General features: G+C 48.2%; 19 protein-coding genes. 9 read left to right on the forward strand and 10 right to left on the reverse strand.

Annotated features, from left to right (window positions below):
- Positions 1 to 50 precede the first annotated feature (50 nt).
- From AC1S5B_RS11120 to AC1S5B_RS11130, 3 genes are all read left to right on the forward strand, one after another.
- Complete coding sequence (locus tag AC1S5B_RS11120; RefSeq protein WP_482035742.1) at positions 51 to 263, forward strand: hypothetical protein; 213 nt, start codon at positions 51 to 53, stop codon at positions 261 to 263.
- A 129-nt stretch (positions 264 to 392) separates the two neighbouring features.
- The gene (locus tag AC1S5B_RS11125; RefSeq protein WP_482035743.1) at positions 393 to 1,271 is read left to right on the forward strand and encodes a cyanophycinase; all 879 of its coding nucleotides are present in this window, start codon (positions 393 to 395) and stop codon (positions 1,269 to 1,271) included.
- 598 nt (positions 1,272 to 1,869) lie between these two features.
- The gene (locus AC1S5B_RS11130; RefSeq protein ID WP_482035744.1) at positions 1,870 to 2,184 is read left to right on the forward strand and encodes a hypothetical protein; all 315 of its coding nucleotides are present in this window, start codon (positions 1,870 to 1,872) and stop codon (positions 2,182 to 2,184) included.
- 10 nt (positions 2,185 to 2,194) lie between these two features.
- On the opposite strand, the gene AC1S5B_RS11135 is transcribed toward AC1S5B_RS11130, so the two are convergent.
- The 4 genes from AC1S5B_RS11135 to AC1S5B_RS11150 form a co-directional block, all read right to left on the reverse strand.
- On the reverse strand, positions 2,195 to 2,485 hold the full coding sequence (locus tag AC1S5B_RS11135; protein WP_482035745.1) for a DUF2103 domain-containing protein: 291 nt from the start codon (positions 2,483 to 2,485) through the stop codon (positions 2,195 to 2,197).
- A 57-nt stretch (positions 2,486 to 2,542) separates the two neighbouring features.
- A complete protein-coding gene (clpS, locus tag AC1S5B_RS11140) occupies positions 2,543 to 2,854 on the reverse strand; it encodes an ATP-dependent Clp protease adapter ClpS (protein WP_482035746.1) in 312 nt (103 codons plus the stop codon).
- 132 nt (positions 2,855 to 2,986) lie between these two features.
- Positions 2,987 to 4,510, reverse strand: a complete 1,524-nt coding sequence (lnt, locus tag AC1S5B_RS11145) for an apolipoprotein N-acyltransferase (RefSeq protein ID WP_482035747.1) — start codon at positions 4,508 to 4,510, stop codon at positions 2,987 to 2,989.
- Positions 4,511 to 4,706: 196 nt separating this feature from the next.
- A complete protein-coding gene (locus AC1S5B_RS11150; RefSeq protein ID WP_482035748.1) occupies positions 4,707 to 5,723 on the reverse strand; it encodes a sulfate/molybdate ABC transporter ATP-binding protein in 1,017 nt (338 codons plus the stop codon).
- Positions 5,724 to 6,023: 300 nt separating this feature from the next.
- Between AC1S5B_RS11150 and AC1S5B_RS11155 the strand changes: the two genes are divergently transcribed.
- The 5 genes from AC1S5B_RS11155 (at position 6,024) to AC1S5B_RS11175 (ending at position 9,470) form a co-directional block, all read left to right on the forward strand.
- The gene (locus AC1S5B_RS11155) at positions 6,024 to 6,197 is read left to right on the forward strand and encodes a 50S ribosomal protein L32 (RefSeq protein WP_482035749.1); all 174 of its coding nucleotides are present in this window, start codon (positions 6,024 to 6,026) and stop codon (positions 6,195 to 6,197) included.
- A gap of 13 nt (positions 6,198 to 6,210) precedes the next feature.
- Positions 6,211 to 6,804: a sulfite oxidase-like oxidoreductase gene (locus tag AC1S5B_RS11160; RefSeq protein WP_482035750.1), complete on the forward strand. Its 594-nt coding sequence runs from the start codon at positions 6,211 to 6,213 to the stop codon at positions 6,802 to 6,804.
- 200 nt (positions 6,805 to 7,004) lie between these two features.
- Entirely contained in the window at positions 7,005 to 7,463 is a 459-nt protein-coding gene (locus AC1S5B_RS11165) for a Mini-ribonuclease 3 (RefSeq protein ID WP_482035751.1), read from the forward strand.
- A gap of 110 nt (positions 7,464 to 7,573) precedes the next feature.
- On the forward strand, positions 7,574 to 9,124 hold the full coding sequence (gene rlmB, locus AC1S5B_RS11170) for a 23S rRNA (guanosine(2251)-2'-O)-methyltransferase RlmB (protein ID WP_482035752.1): 1,551 nt from the start codon (positions 7,574 to 7,576) through the stop codon (positions 9,122 to 9,124).
- A 73-nt stretch (positions 9,125 to 9,197) separates the two neighbouring features.
- Positions 9,198 to 9,470, forward strand: coding sequence for a DUF1816 domain-containing protein (locus AC1S5B_RS11175; RefSeq protein WP_482035753.1), 273 nt, complete (start codon positions 9,198 to 9,200; stop codon positions 9,468 to 9,470).
- Here AC1S5B_RS11175 and AC1S5B_RS11180 read toward each other — a convergent pair.
- From AC1S5B_RS11180 to AC1S5B_RS11195, 4 genes are all read right to left on the reverse strand, one after another.
- On the reverse strand, positions 9,467 to 11,287 hold the full coding sequence (locus AC1S5B_RS11180) for an FAD-dependent oxidoreductase (RefSeq protein ID WP_482035754.1): 1,821 nt from the start codon (positions 11,285 to 11,287) through the stop codon (positions 9,467 to 9,469). The two genes, AC1S5B_RS11175 and AC1S5B_RS11180, sit on opposite strands and share 4 nt — an antisense overlap.
- A 17-nt stretch (positions 11,288 to 11,304) precedes the next feature.
- The gene (locus tag AC1S5B_RS11185; RefSeq protein ID WP_482035755.1) at positions 11,305 to 11,868 is read right to left on the reverse strand and encodes a prepilin-type N-terminal cleavage/methylation domain-containing protein; all 564 of its coding nucleotides are present in this window, start codon (positions 11,866 to 11,868) and stop codon (positions 11,305 to 11,307) included.
- A 111-nt stretch (positions 11,869 to 11,979) separates the two neighbouring features.
- Complete coding sequence (locus AC1S5B_RS11190) at positions 11,980 to 12,390, reverse strand: thiol-disulfide oxidoreductase DCC family protein (protein WP_482035756.1); 411 nt, start codon at positions 12,388 to 12,390, stop codon at positions 11,980 to 11,982.
- A 162-nt stretch (positions 12,391 to 12,552) separates the two neighbouring features.
- A complete protein-coding gene (locus AC1S5B_RS11195; RefSeq protein WP_482035757.1) occupies positions 12,553 to 13,665 on the reverse strand; it encodes an ABC transporter ATP-binding protein in 1,113 nt (370 codons plus the stop codon).
- Positions 13,666 to 13,762: 97 nt separating this feature from the next.
- Between AC1S5B_RS11195 and AC1S5B_RS11200 the strand changes: the two genes are divergently transcribed.
- Positions 13,763 to 15,511 carry an ABC transporter permease gene (locus AC1S5B_RS11200; RefSeq protein WP_482035758.1) on the forward strand — a complete coding sequence of 583 codons (1,749 nt, stop codon included), beginning with the start codon at positions 13,763 to 13,765 and terminating at the stop codon, positions 15,509 to 15,511.
- A 4-nt stretch (positions 15,512 to 15,515) separates the two neighbouring features.
- On the opposite strand, the gene AC1S5B_RS11205 is transcribed toward AC1S5B_RS11200, so the two are convergent.
- Positions 15,516 to 16,571 carry a Fe(3+) ABC transporter substrate-binding protein gene (locus AC1S5B_RS11205; RefSeq protein WP_482035759.1) on the reverse strand — a complete coding sequence of 352 codons (1,056 nt, stop codon included), beginning with the start codon at positions 16,569 to 16,571 and terminating at the stop codon, positions 15,516 to 15,518.
- A 63-nt stretch (positions 16,572 to 16,634) separates the two neighbouring features.
- Positions 16,635 to 16,763, reverse strand: a complete 129-nt coding sequence (locus AC1S5B_RS11210; protein WP_482035760.1) for a hypothetical protein — start codon at positions 16,761 to 16,763, stop codon at positions 16,635 to 16,637.
- Between the last annotated feature and the right edge of the window lie 16 nt (positions 16,764 to 16,779).

The following is a 16,779-nucleotide window of genomic DNA, read 5'->3' on the forward strand; positions in this document are numbered from 1 at the left end:
AAGCATAATTGTTAGACTTAAGCAATATCTTGTTAGCAGGTCATAACCTTATGAGCAAGCATCATACAAACGCCCCTACCTTTGATTTAAGAGAAGCCGTTCACCAATTAGCTGAGACTGCGTTTCATAGTCATCTCATCTCTGGATATGGTGATAGTGAATACGATGATGAATATCAAATTGTTCATGAAGGCAAACCAAGACATATGCCTCTTGTCGATGCCCACTCTTTTCTAGTTAATTTACTCAAACAGTCCTACTGATGCTGTCCTACTGATGCTTTTGATGCTGCTTCAAAAGCTTGCTTCTTTAAAATCTACCAAATGACTGTACTAATTTTCTAAATAAACTTGTTTTATGAGGAAACCACCACAATCAAATCGGAGATTTTTATGACAGTACAAGAGGTTCAAGCAACAGTTGCAGCATCTCAAGAGAACGAGGCAGAAGATGCAGATAGTGTGGCGCTTCCTGAGACTCACGGGCAATTAGTGATTATTGGGGGCGCTGAAGATAAACAAGGTGATTGTAAGATTCTGCGGGAATTTGTTCGTCGTGCAGGTGGACTACAGGCTCGGATTGTAGTCATGACTGTGGCGACTGGACTGCCGGGGGAAGTTGGCGAAACCTATATGAACGTATTTGAGCGGCTGGGAGTTGCATCCGTCAAGGTTGTAGATACTGCCAAACGTGAAGATGCTGGTGATTCTAAGGGGTTAGCAGCCATTCAGGATGCGACGGGCGTATTCTTTACAGGGGGGAATCAGTCCCGAATTACTGAATGTTTGAAAGATACTGAATTGGATGCATTGTTGCATCAGCGTTTTTCCGAAGGCATTATTATTGCGGGTACTAGCGCAGGAGCCGCGATGATGCCTGACATGATGATTGTGGAAGGGGACGGGGAAACCAATCCACGGATGGAAGTGGCTGCGATGGATCGGGGCATGGGGTTTTTACCCGGTGTGGTGATTGATCAACATTTTGCTCAACGGGGACGGCTCGGACGGTTGCTATCTGCGATCGCCCAACAACCCGTTAACTTGGGGTTTGGCATTGACGAAAATACGGCGATCGCCATCAATGGCAAAGAGCTAGAGGTCATTGGCGAAGGGGCAATCACAGTAGTTGATGTGGCACAACTAACTCATACTAATCTCGACGAGCTTTTAAAGGATGAGCCACTAGCGCTGTGCAATACAACTTTACATATTCTTCCTCAAGGCTATGGATTTGATTTAGAACAACGCATCCCCATTACTAAAAAATAAAGTCAGCAAGTAGATGGAAAGTCTCGCGCTCATCTGAGACAGGTAGAGCGCGGGAAGGGGAAGTGCAACCATTTAAATGATGCAAAACCTCCATGTTGACGCGATCGCATCAACATGAACTCTTGCGTGAATCAAGCAGAGAGAGCCAGTTCAAAATTGACGATCGCCGTAATCAGGGTGAGGCGCAATCCGAAATGCCTACGTCGCGCTCCCTTGGCGGAGCGAAGCTCTATGCGATAGCGGGCAGCGAGAGTCCGAAAAATCTTGAGCTTACAATTCCTAGGCTCAGCGACCACTCGTAATTTAGCGAGTTACGGCTGTGCTGATGAATTTGTTTAGGCTTGACGCGGAGTGAGCGATGAGCGTTTTAGGCTAGTTTAAAGCTTAAATTTTGTAGAGCAGGGTATCGATCTGAGTATTCTTATAGTAAAGATTGATTCAATCTGATTCAGTATGATTAGGTAGTTCTTTTGCGTTTCGTTAAGTTAAATCCTGGATTTATTGATCTTTGTAAGGATTGCTATCTGTCTGACAGCATAGTCCTTTAGACTGAATCTCACTTCAAAACGTCCTTTTAAAAAACGGCTTGAGTAAGACTATGTTTGAACTTTCCTTGCACGAATTACTAGTTATTGGTTCCTCTTTCGCTTGTGTTGCTGGAATTAGTTTGTTGGCGAGCGATCGCGACAGCATAAAAGACGATGTGGAAGCAGCCGACTACATGCTGATGCTGATGACGTTTGCTTATTGGTTAGTGTATTGCGGTGCAGTGGGTTTGCAGAAAGTCATATTGCCAGAGTGGGAAATTGCCATGCTCAGCGCTAAGTTAACGAGCGTCATTGCCTTTTTGCTTACTGCTAGCTGCATTCTCAGTTTGCCGCTTAATCGTGTAGCGGATCGGCAAGCCGAATAAATTAGCTCCTTTACCGGGCTAGAATCTCAGCGATCGCGGCTTCTAGCTCGGCTTGTTCTAGGGACGCAATCACAAACACTTCTTGAACTGTTTTCCCTTTTCTCGCGATCAGCTTGAAGCCGCCTCGAATGGGAACCGATACTTTTAGCGTCATTTTTGGAGTATGCGATCGCACAGGACCAATAACCCCCGGAGTAATGGTTTGAACTCCCACTGATTGAGTTAGGCGATCCAAAATGGCAATAAGTCCTGGAATGTGCGTGGAATGGTTAAGAACTAGTCTTCCAGTAGGACTTGCCATAGTAGTATCCTGCGGTATTTGGCTCAATTCTGCAAAAATCTAATTACCTAAAACCAATCAGGCTGCTTCTAAAGGAGCCATAGTTAAGTTTTCTCGCCCCAATTGCATATGATAAAGCTCGGCTTGCTCCTGTGGTCCAACCCAAACGATCGCTTGCCCTTCGTGATGCACTTGGTTGGTTAAATCCCAGGCATGGTCGGGAGTCATGCCGGGAATATATTTCAGCAAGCAACTAGAGACATGCTCGAAGGTGTTGAAATCATCATTCAACACAATCACTTTAAAGTTCGGATAAGGGTCGCGCGTGGTTTGACCAGACTTTACTGGAGCCAGGGTAGGCGATGACGTAAGAGTGGGTGCCTTCGTCAAGGTTCGTATTGCAAACGCGCAATCACGAGAAAATCTCATACAGGTTCAGGAAGCTTTAGCGATTACTCCTAGGGTATCAGTATCAGGCTGGGGTGATCGCTTTTCTAAGGAACTTTTCCAGTTGACTAAAAATTATTGCGATCGCACCCAGCGCCCAACTCCAGCGCCCATCGCCAAAATGAGCAGCAAGGGAGTCAGCCAATCGCCCCAGCGAACGTATCCGGTTTGAGTTTGGCGACGATAGATAGTTTCGGCATGAATCTCGTAGGTTTGGGGCTGCGATCGCCAGAGAATTCGCCCGTGGGGATCGATCACGCCGGAGTATCCGGTGTTGGTGGCGCGCACTGCCCAGCGATCAGTTTCAATTGCCCGCATCAAGTCCTGTGCCTGATGCTGCGCCATTAGCACTTCGCTGTAAGGATCAAGATTGGAAGCAGTTAAGATGAACTGCCCCCCTCGTGCCGCCTGCCCCCGAAATACTTCAGGGAAGGCAGAGTCATAGCAAATACTGGCGATCGCTCGACCAAACGGGGTATCCAACTGCTGATCAAACGTTCCCGGCAAGCCATTTTCCGAAACCGTCGTTAGCTTGCTAACCAGCCCTCCCAGCCATTCTTGAAATGGAATATATTCACCTAGGGGCACAAGCTTTACCTTGTCGTAGCGACTGATTGCTTCCCCTTGAGCATTGAGTGTCAGCAAGCTCCGAGCAACTCCGCCCTTTTGAGCCGTAAATGTGCCTAACCAAGCAACTTTCTGTTTGTCTAATATGGCTCGATAAAACAAACTGTTCGCCCGACTGCGATCGTTCCACAAAAAGGGGAGCGCTCCTTCGGGAGTTAATACCGCTTCTGCACCTTGCTCTACTAAAGTGGTGTAACCTTTGGCGTATCCGGCTTCTGCTCGTTGCAACCCTTCCGAAAACAGCTTAATTCTAGTGGGCACATTCCCTTGAACAATCCCTACTTTCAGCGACGATGTAGCCAAATCATTCAACGGCAGGCGATAGAGCCAGTAGCCAAACAGATGGCTAATGATGAATAGAAAAACCGCGATCGCAAGTAGAAATCGAGTGCTTTTGTCTTTAAATCCCGCCTGCCAACTGATCCACGCTTCTGCAATGAGTCCATTGACTGCCGCGATCGCCGCCGTGACCGTCATTGCGCCCGATAGCTGCCCCAAATGCAAAATCGCTAGGTTTCCCGGACTTTGCGTATAAGAAATGGATGTCCACGCGAGAGGCGTTAGATTGCACAAGGTTTCTACCCCACACCAGAGCGCTGTACCCAGAAGAACGCGAAACAAACTAAAAGTGATACCCTCACTGCCTAGCGTCCATCGCCTAGCCCCCAACCTCATACCCCCCTGCCAAATGACTACCAGCGCCGCGCCCCAGAGTGTGATGAACGCCCAGCAAAAAAAGGTGATAGCGATACTAGCAATCCATGGAATCCCCAGCCACATCAACGGATGTAAGCCTCTAATCTCAAAAAGCGCCGAACCGTGATACCCAATGCCCCACGCGATCGCGCAGGCAGTGGGAGAAATCATTGGTTCATTTGCTTTTTGTCTTTCACTATTGACGATGACCCACAATGGCGCGATCGAAATCCATGCAAACCCCCACCAATTTAGCGGAGCCACTGCCAAACTCATGGCAAGACCACTGAAAAACGCAATGCTCAATGACCGCCAATCTGGAAACTTCCAAGCTGGTAAATGGAATTGAAATTTAGCGGATCGAGTTTGAAGATTAGGCATAGAAACCACTATACCCAGCGATCGCTAAGTGCGAACTAGACAAGTCGGCGCTGCGCGATCTCGCTCCCTATTTCCCGCATGGACTAAATTGCTAAATCGAGTAGTACAGGGGAAATGCTTTGGCATCTTTGGGCTTCACAAAAACGCGCTGCTGAGGTTCTAGATTCAGTTCATCGAAGCGATCGCGGGTTAAATGCGCCATCAACACCTGCCCATCATCCAGCATCAACTCTGCCTGAATTTCCCAGCCTAAGTGAATAATCCGGTTGACCCTTGCCGCCACCGATGATTCCGTCTGCTGAGTTTCTATCAAAACGTCTTGAGGTCGCAAAAAGACCTCTGGATGGGGCGAGTCAAACCCGTTTGCCTGAAAGATCCGAGAGGTGCTCGGCAACACGTTCACTGGACCAATAAAGCTCATGACAAAGGCACTCGCAGGATGATCATAAATTTGTGCCGGAGAGCCTACCTGCTCCACCTTGCCCTTATTCATGATCACAATTTCATCTGCCACTTCCATTGCTTCTTCCTGGTCGTGGGTCACAAACACAGTGGTGACATGCACTTCATCATGTAAGCGTCGCAGCCATACGCGCAAATCCTTTCGCACTTTGGCATCTAGCGCGCCAAAGGGTTCATCCAGTAACAACACCTTCGGTTCTACAGCCAATGCTCTAGCAAGCGCCACCCGCTGCCGCTGCCCACCAGACAGTTGAGACGGATAGCGATCGCCTAATCCATGCAGTTGCACCAGTTCCAACAATTCATCTACTCGCACCTTTACCTGCTTAGGCGGAGTTTTTCGCAACTCCAATGCAAAGGCAATGTTCTTCCGCACCGTTAAATGTTTGAACAGAGCATAGTGCTGGAACACAAACCCAATGTTGCGATCTTGCACGCTCCGATGGGTCGCATCTTCACCCGTTAGCCATATTTTGCCGCTATCAGGAGTTTCTAACCCTGAAATTAAACGCAGCAGCGTAGACTTTCCTGACCCAGAAGGACCTAACAATGCAATCAGAGTGCCACTTTTAATCTCAAGACTGACCTGACTGACGGCTTGAAAGCTTCCAAACTGTTTAGATACGTCCTCAACAATAATGCCCACGGAATGCGACCTCAATTCAGCGTAAATGACTGCAAATAAATAGCAAGTTGACAGGTTTCAGACTCTGAATCTAAGAAGGTAAACGCCATCACGTAAGGCTATTCCTTCATAGTCTGCTTATATTTTTGCGATTACTGCCCCATCAAATCAAAACCCAGTTATTTGGTAGGGTTTATGTAGTTTATACCACGAGTAGTTTTCTATGACTATTTAGGACGCTCATATATTTCACAATTCTGTATAAACTAACTGAAATCATGCTTTAGAATAGAAAAGTTGTGAAAAATTATCCCGTTTGTTATGGCTCAACCGAAAAAGAAAACATCCAAGTGCAAACGCGATAAGCGACGGGCAACTTGGAAGGGCAAAGCGAGATTGCAGGCACAACGTGCCCTATCCCTTGGCAAGTCGATTTTGACTGGACGCGCTGAAGGATTTATCTATCCACAAGCGGAAGAAGAGGAAGAAGCATAGAGCGCTTTCTAAAATGCTAGGAAAATTTTTCCAAAAACCAGACCCCTCCTTACAAGACCGGGTTCCACCAGGACAGCACTTAGCGAAAGGTTTTCCGGTTTTGACCTATGGGGATACTCCTCATGTAGAGGTCAAAGATTGGACGCTGAGAATATGGGGACTAGCACAGAAGGTCATCTTTACGTGGGATGACCTCATGGCAATGCCTCAAACCGACTTTACGGCTGATTTCCACTGCGTTACCACTTGGTCAAAGCTGGATGTGCAATGGCGCGGCGTAAAGGTGGTGGACTTTATGAAACACGTTGAGGTAGATCCCAAAGCCGTTCACATTATGGAACATTGCTATGGAGACTACACAACCAATATTTCAATAGATGACTTTTTGCGAGAAGAAAACTTTTTTGCTCATACGCTTTTTGGTGAGCCGCTGCCTGCTGAGCATGGTGGACCATTGCGTTTGGTGGTTCCTCATCTTTACGCCTGGAAAAGCGCTAAATGGCTCAATGGGTTAGAGTTTCTTGCTCAAACGGAGCTAGGTTTTTGGGAGCGAAACGGCTATCATCAACGGGGCGAGCCTTGGGCAGAAGAACGATACAGCAATTGAGAGATAAGGGCTAACTGGCACAATAAAGTTTGTGAAATTTTGTTTGAATTGCCTACACCGATCGCAAACTGAATTTATTAACAAAAAATATCCCGCTAGAAAATGATTGAGCAGTTAGATTTTGTCATCCGGCGATTCTCGATTAAAATAAAGTAGATTATTAAAATGCTGGCGGGAGATTGACGCAGATAGAGCCAGAAATGACGCAAGCCAGTGATGCCTTAGACGCTAACTCAGATAAAGGAGCGATCGCTCAAGCCCTATTTTGCCAGACACTATCATCCACGCAGCTTCAGCAGCTGTCTCCAGGAGCATTAGCGTATTTGGGAGACGCTGTTTATGAGCTTTATATTCGTCGCTACTATCTAAGTCCACCTAAACGCATTCACGCCTATCATCAACAAGTTGTGGCTCAAGTTCGGGCTGAAACTCAAGCTCACCATCTAAACCAGTTGATCCCTTTCTTGACTTCCACAGAATTAGATCTCCTAAAGCGTGGGCGTAACGCCGCAGCCAGTCGTCCTAAACGAATTGACCCAGAAACCTACCAACGGGCAACGAGTTTGGAGACACTAATTGGCTATCTTTACCTCTCTGATCTGCACCGACTGATGGAGTTGCTAGATCATTTGCAAATCGATTCAACAGCTACTTGCTAACGGGCGATCCCCATATTACTTGAAGAATTGTCCTTTACTAAAAGATAAGTACTTTTATTTCTTGTACGAATCATCGAGTCTCTAGTCCTTATTTTTATTGTTAACGAACCATGACTGACAAAAAGCGTAAACCTGAGCCTGTTCGACATTCCCGTACTGATTCTGGGGGAAGTAGCTCACCGAAACCTCAAGGAGCAAGGCGAGATCGCGATCGCCCTGCCCGTGGAGATGCCGCCCTTTCCTATCGAGATAAAAAGGTTCATAAAAAGCACGTTGTCACGGGTAGACCTCGCCCCGTTTCCAAGACGGGTGATGAAACTGAATATTTTGCCTCTCCCAAAGTTTCCAAGCCAGAGCGGGCTTCCCAGGATCGCAGACAATCACCTACAGACTACACCTCTAGACCGAAACGTGCGGCTGGAAACACCAAAGGCTCCTACTCAGACGGATCTCGCTCAAATGGCAGTGTTCCTAAACCTAAGCACACTTCTAAAGATGGCAGAGACTCGCGATCAGACTATACTGCTCGACCTGAACGGGCTTCTAGAGATGCGAGAGGTTCACGCCCGGAAGGTCATCCCTCCAGACCTGAGCGACCTTCTAAGGATGCAAGAGGCTCACGGTCTGACTACCCATCTAGACCCAACAATGCATCTAGAGACTCTAGAGATACACGGTCAAGTTCTGTAGGCTCTGCTTCGGGAGAGTTTCAAGGAACTCGTTCAAGCTCATTTGTTCATCCTGGGCGGACTAGAGACCCTAAGCGATCGCGGGCAGAAACATTTATTCCTCGTGATAGACGGGATTTCTCAGAAGCTCATAGTGATTCGTCCGCTGCACTCCAAGAAGATTCTGCTGAGTTGATTTATGGTCGTCACTCAGTTTTGGCTGCCATGGAAGCCGAGCGTACCCTAAATCGTATCTGGATCATTGCCCGTTTACGCTACGATCATCGGTTTCACACCCTATTACAACAGGCGAAAACTAACGGTGCGGTCATTGATGAGGTTGATCCCCGTCGGTTGGATCAAATGACTCAGGGTGCTAATCATCAGGGCGTTGTGGCGCAAGCTGCACCCTACGAATATGTCGAACTAGCCGTGTTGATTGAGCAGGCTAAAGCAAAAGTTGATCAGCCTGTCTTAGTGGTGGCGGATGGCATTACTGATCCTCATAACTTGGGTGCGATTATCCGTTCAGCGGAGGCGATCGGGGCACAAGGCTTAATTATTCCTCAACGAAGAGCCGCCGGGATCACGGCAACGGTGGCAAAAGTGGCAGCCGGCGCGCTAGAAACCTTTCCTGTGGCAAGGGTTGTCAATTTGAATCGCGCCTTGGAAGAGTTAAAGGCTGCCGGATTTTGGATGTATGGACTTGAAATGGAAGGCAGTGAACCCATTCACACGGTTGAATTTACCGGAGCGATCGCGCTAGTGGTTGGGGCAGAAGGGGAAGGCTTAAGTATGTTGACTCAACGCGGGTGCGATCGGTTAGTGTCTATCGCCTTAACAGGGAATACGCCGAGCCTTAATGCTTCAGTTGCGACGGGAATGGCATTATATGAAGTTTATCGTCAGCGCCAATTTAAAACCTTACATTTGGATAGATCTCATCCGATGGGGTTGAAAAAAAGTGGGGTTGCAGAGTATAACAAACCATAGCGGATGAAATAACTTCGATTATTTAAGGCTATAAAGCTTTATCAAGCCGCCACTGAAAAATAGCGAGATAACAATGCAGGAATCTCTGGTAAGACTTATCGATTTTTTTGGTTTTGCCTGGTGGGTAAAGGTCAAAACTGATTCTCCTCGCTGTACTTATTATTTCGGTCCTTTTCTCAGTCGCCAAGAGGCAGAAGGCGAAAAGCCAGGATATTTAGAAGATTTGCAGTTTGAAGGCGCTCAAGGGGTTGCAGTTTCAATCAAGCGGTGTAAGCCGACACAGTTGACGGTCTATGATGACTTAGCAGACCCCCCTACCAAAAGCTTAGAGGTTTCTGTTCTTTAGCAGAGATGGCATAGCTTAACAAGAAACCAGTTGCCAGCGGGATTCAGATGCCCACTAACTGCAATAGCTTGTTCTGTCTCTAATTCTTGAAGCAGATCATTGATGTCCGTGTTGAGCGTTACTAGGCTCACTGCGCGATCGCTGAGGTTCGTGGGGCTAGTGATCAACAGTTCATACTGCTGTTCTTTTGCCCGTTTAAAGATGCCTGATAGTTCTAACTGAGTTGCAGATAAATTGCGCTCTGTCGATTTTTGGGTAAGTTCCTGCTGTATTGGAGCATAGCCTGATCCCGGATAGGCATCAGGATGATCTAGGTAAAACTGTTGCCAGTACAGCCACTCTGGGTGGTTAATCGATTGATTAAATAATGGAATTACGGCAGTGGGCGCGATCGCGTCATTCAACAATGCGGCTTGAAGCGATCGCACCTGCAAATCTCGCGGCTGACAGTTTTGTTCAATGCAGAGCGCTGCTGCCATTCCTGCGGCTTGCCCAATTCCCAAAATGCAGGGCTGTAGCCGAGTCGCTCCATTTGCCATGTGAGAAACCGAAATGTTTTTTTCGCAGACCAGGAAGCCATCGATTGTTTCAGGAACCAAGGCACGATAGGGGATCGTAAACGGCGTTCCTGTCCAGCGTCCGCCCCACCGGATTGACTTGGGCGCAAGTTCGATATCGCCACTGGGATAGTGATGATCATTGGCATAGTTCCCGATCGCGATCGCGTCACAGACATTTTCGGCTTGATCACAGCCTTGATCAATGACGACGATCGGTAATGCTGCCACCTGTCCCTTGGCGATCGGCAACAGATCTTGTTCTCGCACTGTTGTTAGCCCCTTTAATCGGCGGCTTTCTCGATAATAGGGGTGGAGTGCATAGCCACTGGGTAAGTTTTGAGTTTTGGATTGTGTGGGAAAGATATTTTCAGCCAGCCCATAGCGTCGCCCCAATTGGGTTTGGATGAAGTGAGCAAACCCTTGGGAATGCTCTAGCGCTTCTTGCAAAAATTGCTGTTTTTCGGACTCTGAGCCGAGCAATCGTTCAACACCTTCTCCATAATCATTGCCGTGAATGGGCCAATTGATCATAAAGCGATTGCCGGGAAGCCGCCCATAATTCAAAAATTTTTCGCTGCCGTAATCCGTCCATGCGTCCTGAAATAACTCAGGATCATAATTGGGGGGGCTTGGGATCATTGCCGCCTTCTGTCCCTCGCCCCTATCTTGCATAACCATTACCCAGGTGGGGGCCTGCACTGGGTAAGTTTTAGCCAAGTGATTCCATTCGACAGGTGCGCTGGGTTCTCCAAACTCGGCTTGTAACTCCCAGCCCCAGCGATGGGGAATCTCGCCCAACGCCAATAGATCGCCTAGTTCCGTGCCATCTAGGATTACCTTGGCATAAATCGTGTACTCTGCAAACTGAACGCCTATTACCTGATTTTCTTGGCGCAAAACCTCCAACGGCAACTGTTGCGAAATCCACTTTAAATTTGGTAACGCTGTCACCCAATCGGCAAAAATTTCAGCGCCTACTTGCGGATTATACGTAAAAAAGCTGACCCAGCCATTGTCTAACCCTGTTGGCTGTTGCCGCTCTAGTTCTCGTAAAAAGGCTCCCCAAATTCCCGTTTGCCATGCCTCCAATTCATTGCCATCCGGTGCCGTTACTCCTGCGCTAGTCAGCATTCCCCCCAGCCAGGAAAACTCACTGATCAAAACGACATTTGCTCCCCGCCGCGCTGCCTGAAGTGCTGCTGCCGTTCCTCCTGTTCCCCCACCGACTACCAAAACATCCGTCGTCAATACTTGCATTTCTTTCTCTCAACACTTCAATTACAAGGCTTATTATTTCCGCTAGTTTGTTCTTCCCCTTCTCGCATAGCTCCTAATAGTGTGGACACAATAACGCAGCGCTTCGTTTCACTATTAGTTTTACCCGAAAAAGTGATGCGTCCCAGTTGACCATTAACTCGCCCCAAGTGAGTGAACCGCATTCGATAAATCTTGTTTGTTTCATCAAAGTGGAAGGTTGTTTCAGGATTAATGCGAATGTTGGCATCAAGGCTATTCCAGACAGAATCACTGGAAACAGTGTTAGCTGAATGAGTGACCCATTGCACTAGACCATTGACTTCCCGAAAGCTCACCTGCCACTCAACATGCTTGAGTTTAGCGGTATGTTGAGCGATGCGAATTGCTTGAAAAGCTTCATTTTTAGCAGCATTGAGACGTTGCTTGTCCAATAATGATGACCACGCGGGGCTGGCGATCGCCGCTAGCACTCCAATAACGACCATCACTACCAACGTTTCGAGCAGTGTAAATCCAGGCAATGTAGAGTTTTTGATTCGTTGATTTAGAAAAATATTGTGCTTTTTAACACATGACTTCATTGCTAAACACCCTGACTTGATTGCCTTTAGAGTGCCCAAAGAATAATTTGTTTGAAACAAATTTTCCAAGGTTAGCCAAAGAGGGGTTTGCAAGTCAGCAATGGAGCCGCTTCAAAGCTTGCATGACTCAGAAGGACAGGCTGGATAAAGCGATTGATAGACGCGATCGCGCTTGCCAAAAAGCGTATATCGATTGTCACGAACCTGCTCATAGACGCGATCGCCGCTCCATTTCAGCCCTGGCAACGCCCGATAAGCTGCAACAAAGACACTTCCCGCAGGCAGCAAGGAACCGATTTTTTCGGCGGCATTACTCCCTTGCCAGCGCTGCTGAGGATTTTTGGAATCAATCAACATCATCCCCATTTCACAGTCCTGAGCGGTAATGCTCAAAGTTTTAAGCGAGGCTTCATCCTGCATAGGAATGTATTGGAATAGGTGTCCTCGATCTAAACTTTCTAGCACCTGTACCAAACTAACGCAGAGGTTGCAGGTGCCATCATAAATAACGTAATAGCTCATGATTTTAATCGTAAGTTGTCTTATTTAATCCGCAAAATTTGAGGATTGAGCCTCACTGAAACGCTGACTACAATCTCGACATCAGAACGTGGGTGCCAAGACCATAATAAGATGCAACGTTCAACTCATCCCAATCTTCGCAGCAAGTGGGTGGATATCTAATCAGCTACTAAACACCTGGACAGACTCGATCGCGGTTGAAAGGCGAACCCTTGCGCCAATCGGCAGCGCCACACTAATTGAAGTGCGGGCATACAAACATTGCCCAGTAGAAGTGATCAGGGAATAGCGATATTCGCGCCCCAAAAACTGGCGATCTTGAATCACCACAGAGCTTGTTTCGTCGATGGATAACTGCAAGTCTTCCTGGCGAATCATCACAGCGGCGGCGGTGGTTTGGCTGGCTTGGGCGATCGCATCACCCTGAAAGCAGCCAATTTCAGTTTGCCAACCTTCCGGTTGCCGACGGGCAGGCAGAAAGTTAGCCTGGGTGACAAACTCTGCCACAAACCGCGAAGCAGGCGATTGATACAGCATTTCGGGGGTGCCAATTTGTTCTAAATTTCCTTGCTGCATCACGGCAACAAAATCACAAATGGACAGAGCCTCTTCTTGATCATGGGTGACAAAGATCGCGGTAGTTTGGCTGGTTTTGAGGATCTCTCGGATCTCTTGCCGCAGCCGCAGCCGCACCTGCACATCTAGGTTACTCAGCGGCTCATCCAGCAACACGATCGCGGGTTGGGGTGCCAAGGCACGAGCTAGGGCAACCCGCTGCTGCTGTCCTCCAGAGAGTTCGTGGGGGTAGCGGTTTTCCAATCCTGTTAGTCCTACTAGGGCGATCACATGGGTCATTAAGTCTTTAATTCGTTGAGCCGCAAAGCGTTTGCGACCGGATTTCCGTAACCCAAACGCCACATTTTGAGCCACCGTCAAATGGGGAAACAGGGCGTAGTCTTGAAATACCATCCCCACATCTCGTAGTTCTGGAGGCTGCCAAGTCCCTTCACCCGCGACGCATTGCCCCGCCAATTCAATGCTGCCCGTTTGTGGCGGCTCAAACCCCGCAATCAGGCGCAGTAGCGTTGTTTTGCCACACCCTGAAGACCCTAATAATCCTAAAATATCACCGCAGTTGAGCGCCAATGAAACCTGGTTGACCGCAGCCGTTAAGCTGCCAGAGAACTGCTTACTAACCTGGTTTACTTTTAGAACAGGCTCAACCGTTGAAGGGGAGTAGGCAATTTCTGCATGGGTTAGAGATGGATTAGACATAGAATGGCATGCTAACTGAATCTAATCTTCAATAAGATCTACCCTATAGTAGGCTAAAGCTTGGATGCTTTAATACTCATCTTTTCTAAATCAACTCATGCGATCGCTTCCTATTTCTGGATTAGCAAAATCAGCCAAGTCCCCAAAATGGGATATTTGGACGATTAACAGTAGCCTGATTGCCTTAATTTTATCCCTGCCAGTGTTGGCTATTTTGAGCGGCGTGTTTGTCAATACCGAGGCAATGTGGCAACATCTGACCACCACGGTCTTAGGAACCTATATCAGTAATTCTCTATTGCTAATGGTGGGGGTGGGCATTGGCACGGCGGTAATTGGCACGGCGACTGCTTGGCTGGTGACGCTGTGTGATTTTCCAGGACGGCGGATCTTTGAATGGGGATTGTTGCTACCGCTGGCTGCCCCTGCCTACATTTTGGCGTATACCTACACCGAGTTATTGGAATACTACGGTCCGATTCAAACGGGTTTGCGAGATTGGTTTGGCTGGCAGTCGGTGGATGATTACTGGTTTCCACCCGTGCGATCGCTGCCCGGTGCGATCGTCATGCTGATCTTGGTGCTGTATCCCTATGTGTATCTGTTGGCGCGATCGGCATTTTTGTCTCAATCCACCAGTCTGCTAGAAGCAAGTCGCAGTTTGGGGTGCAATCCATGGCAGGGGTTTTGGCAGGTGGCATTGCCCTTAGCGCGTCCGGCGATCGCGGCAGGCTTGTCCTTAGCGCTGATGGAAACCTTAAACGACTTTGGCACCGTCGAATATTTTTCAGTTTCCACCTTTACCACGGGAATTTATCGCACCTGGTTTGCCATGGGTGAACAGGCGGTTGCTTCTCAGTTGTCTGCGTTGCTGTTGCTATTTGTGTTTGCGCTAATCATTCTGGAACAGCTTTCTCGCCAACGGCAAGGCTATTATCAAACCTCCTCTCAATATCAAACCTTACCTCGCTATGGTTTAGGGGGCTGGCGCAGTGGGGGGGCAACGCTTTCTTGTCTGCTGCCCATTGGATTGGGTTTTTTGGTGCCAGCGGGTGTATTGGTGCAGTTGCTTATGGGGCTGAGTGATTCGGCTGCCACTGACTCTAGAGCCGACTCTGATTTTCCCAGCGCTGACCGATCTAGTGCAGCGATCGCCAGTGTTGGGGGCGATCGCTTCTGGGATTTTGCCAGCCATAGTTTAATCTTGGCGTTGCTCACTGCCGCGATCGCCATTGTTCTATCGATACTGTTGGCTTACGGGCAGCGTCTCCGTCCAGGAGTGCTGAATAATTGGGCAACTCGACTCTCCACCCTAGGCTATGCTGTTCCCGGCTCGGTGATTGCGGTTGGAGTCTTAGTATTTCTAGGCAAATTTGATAATATTCTGGATAGCTGGAGCCGTTCCACCGTTGGCATTGGCACCGGATTATTATTAAGCGGCACCTTAGCCGCGCTGGTTTTCGCCTATTTAGTCCGATTTTTAGCCGTAGCGTTTGGCGCGATCGCCGCTAGCTTAGGCGCAATCAAACCCAATTTAGATGACGCATCCCGCAGTTTAGGCTGTAGCCGAATTGCCACCTTACAAAAAATTCACCTGCCGCTAATGCGAAGCGGACTGTTGACAGCGGCGATTTTAGTCTTTGTTGATGTGATGAAGGAATTACCAGCTACTTTGATTATTCGCCCGTTTAATTTTGACACCCTGGCAGTCCGGGTTTACAACTTAGCCTCCGACGAACGCCTAGCAGAAGCCGCTGCCCCCGCATTGGCGATCGTGGCAGTCGGATTACTCCCCGTGATCTTGCTGAGTTGGCAAATGGTGCGGAGAGAATCCGAAAGCCGCTGAAAATTTACTTCCAGCCTGCCCGATCCATCACCTGAATGGCGTTTCGATTTAACTCACCAAACTCGGCTGCATTGAGTGGATCTGCTTTGAATCTGCCGAATCTAGCTAACACCGAAGACCTGGGCACACCCGCCACAGCCGGATACTCATGGTTGTTGCCAGCAAAAACCCTCTGCCCCTCTGGACTCGCTAGATATTCTAAAAACATGAGTGCCGCTTTGCGATTGGGTGAATGTTTAGCAATTCCGCCACCGCTGATATTGACATGGGTGCCCCGATCTTTCTGATTAGGAAAAATGATGCCTACTTTTGAGGCAATCTCGCGGTCTTTTGAATCCTTGGAGCTTAACATCCGGGCTAGATAATAGGTATTGATCAGGGAGACAGACCCCATGCCTGCCGCCAATGATTTGATTTGAGAGGTATCGTTTCCTTCGGGTGGACGGGCAAAATTGGCGACCAATCCTTTGCTCCAGGATTCTGCCTTCGCTGCACCCATCGCAGGGATCATTGACGCAACTAGAGATTGGTTGTAGATATTACTCGACGATCGCATCACTACTTTGTCACGCCATTTGGCATTGGCTAAGTCTTCATAGCGGGTAACGTCACCGGGCTTAACCCGAGCTTTGTTGTAGGCGATCACACGAGCGCGTGTGGTAAACCCAAACCATTGCCCATTGGGATCGCGCAGGTTGGCTGGAATTTTGGAGTAGAGAAGACTAGAAGTCGGGGTTTTTTGGAACAAGCCAGCTTGCTGGATGCGCCAAAGATTACCGGCATCAACCGTCATCACCACATCGGCAGGGCTTTTGGCTCCTTCGCTCCTGAGCCGTTCGATTAATTTATCGGCAGGCGCTTCAACCAGATTGACCTTAATGCCAGTTTTTTTGAAGAAGCCTTCGTAGATTTGATTGTCTGCATCATAGTGTCGTGCAGTGTAAAGGTTAACAACCCGATTATTTTGGGCAATGCTCTGATCGACGCTCCATACCTGATGAATAGCGATCGCTGCGATCGCCGTACTCATTCCCAAAAAAGCTCTTCGCCCCATATTCATAGCTGAATTGAATCCTTTGAATCGTGCTAATTTAACCAAATGGCTACCCTTTATCGTAAAGGATTAGTGAGAACTAATAGCATTAAGTTGTGAAAAAGATTGTGGCATAGCAGCTTGTTTCACCACTAGAGTTGTTTCACTGGCATCTAACGTGGCGATCGCGCCGATCAGCAAAACGGCATTTTCAACCATCAGGTTACATAGCGTT

This window comes from Leptolyngbya sp. CALU 1928, from assembly GCF_056784215.1.

Bases quoted from the DNA above. Each gene is read 5' to 3' on its own strand.
- AC1S5B_RS11120 (WP_482035742.1), top strand. From the start codon at position 51: ATGAGCAAGCATCATACAAACGCCCCTACCTTTGATTTAAGAGAAGCC.
- AC1S5B_RS11125 (WP_482035743.1), top strand. From the start codon at position 393: ATGACAGTACAAGAGGTTCAAGCAACAGTTGCAGCATCTCAAGAGAAC.
- AC1S5B_RS11130 (WP_482035744.1), top strand. From the start codon at position 1,870: ATGTTTGAACTTTCCTTGCACGAATTACTAGTTATTGGTTCCTCTTTC.
- AC1S5B_RS11135 (WP_482035745.1), bottom strand. From the start codon at position 2,485: ATGGCAAGTCCTACTGGAAGACTAGTTCTTAACCATTCCACGCACATT.
- lnt (WP_482035747.1), bottom strand. From the start codon at position 4,510: ATGAGTTTGGCAGTGGCTCCGCTAAATTGGTGGGGGTTTGCATGGATT.
- AC1S5B_RS11155 (WP_482035749.1), top strand. From the start codon at position 6,024: ATGGCTCAACCGAAAAAGAAAACATCCAAGTGCAAACGCGATAAGCGA.
- AC1S5B_RS11160 (WP_482035750.1), top strand. From the start codon at position 6,211: ATGCTAGGAAAATTTTTCCAAAAACCAGACCCCTCCTTACAAGACCGG.
- AC1S5B_RS11165 (WP_482035751.1), top strand. From the start codon at position 7,005: ATGACGCAAGCCAGTGATGCCTTAGACGCTAACTCAGATAAAGGAGCG.
- rlmB (WP_482035752.1), top strand. From the start codon at position 7,574: ATGACTGACAAAAAGCGTAAACCTGAGCCTGTTCGACATTCCCGTACT.
- AC1S5B_RS11175 (WP_482035753.1), top strand. From the start codon at position 9,198: ATGCAGGAATCTCTGGTAAGACTTATCGATTTTTTTGGTTTTGCCTGG.
- AC1S5B_RS11180 (WP_482035754.1), bottom strand. From the start codon at position 11,287: ATGCAAGTATTGACGACGGATGTTTTGGTAGTCGGTGGGGGAACAGGA.
- AC1S5B_RS11185 (WP_482035755.1), bottom strand. From the start codon at position 11,868: ATGAAGTCATGTGTTAAAAAGCACAATATTTTTCTAAATCAACGAATC.
- AC1S5B_RS11190 (WP_482035756.1), bottom strand. From the start codon at position 12,390: ATGAGCTATTACGTTATTTATGATGGCACCTGCAACCTCTGCGTTAGT.
- AC1S5B_RS11195 (WP_482035757.1), bottom strand. From the start codon at position 13,665: ATGTCTAATCCATCTCTAACCCATGCAGAAATTGCCTACTCCCCTTCA.
- AC1S5B_RS11200 (WP_482035758.1), top strand. From the start codon at position 13,763: ATGCGATCGCTTCCTATTTCTGGATTAGCAAAATCAGCCAAGTCCCCA.
- AC1S5B_RS11205 (WP_482035759.1), bottom strand. From the start codon at position 16,571: ATGAATATGGGGCGAAGAGCTTTTTTGGGAATGAGTACGGCGATCGCA.
- AC1S5B_RS11210 (WP_482035760.1), bottom strand. From the start codon at position 16,763: ATGGTTGAAAATGCCGTTTTGCTGATCGGCGCGATCGCCACGTTAGAT.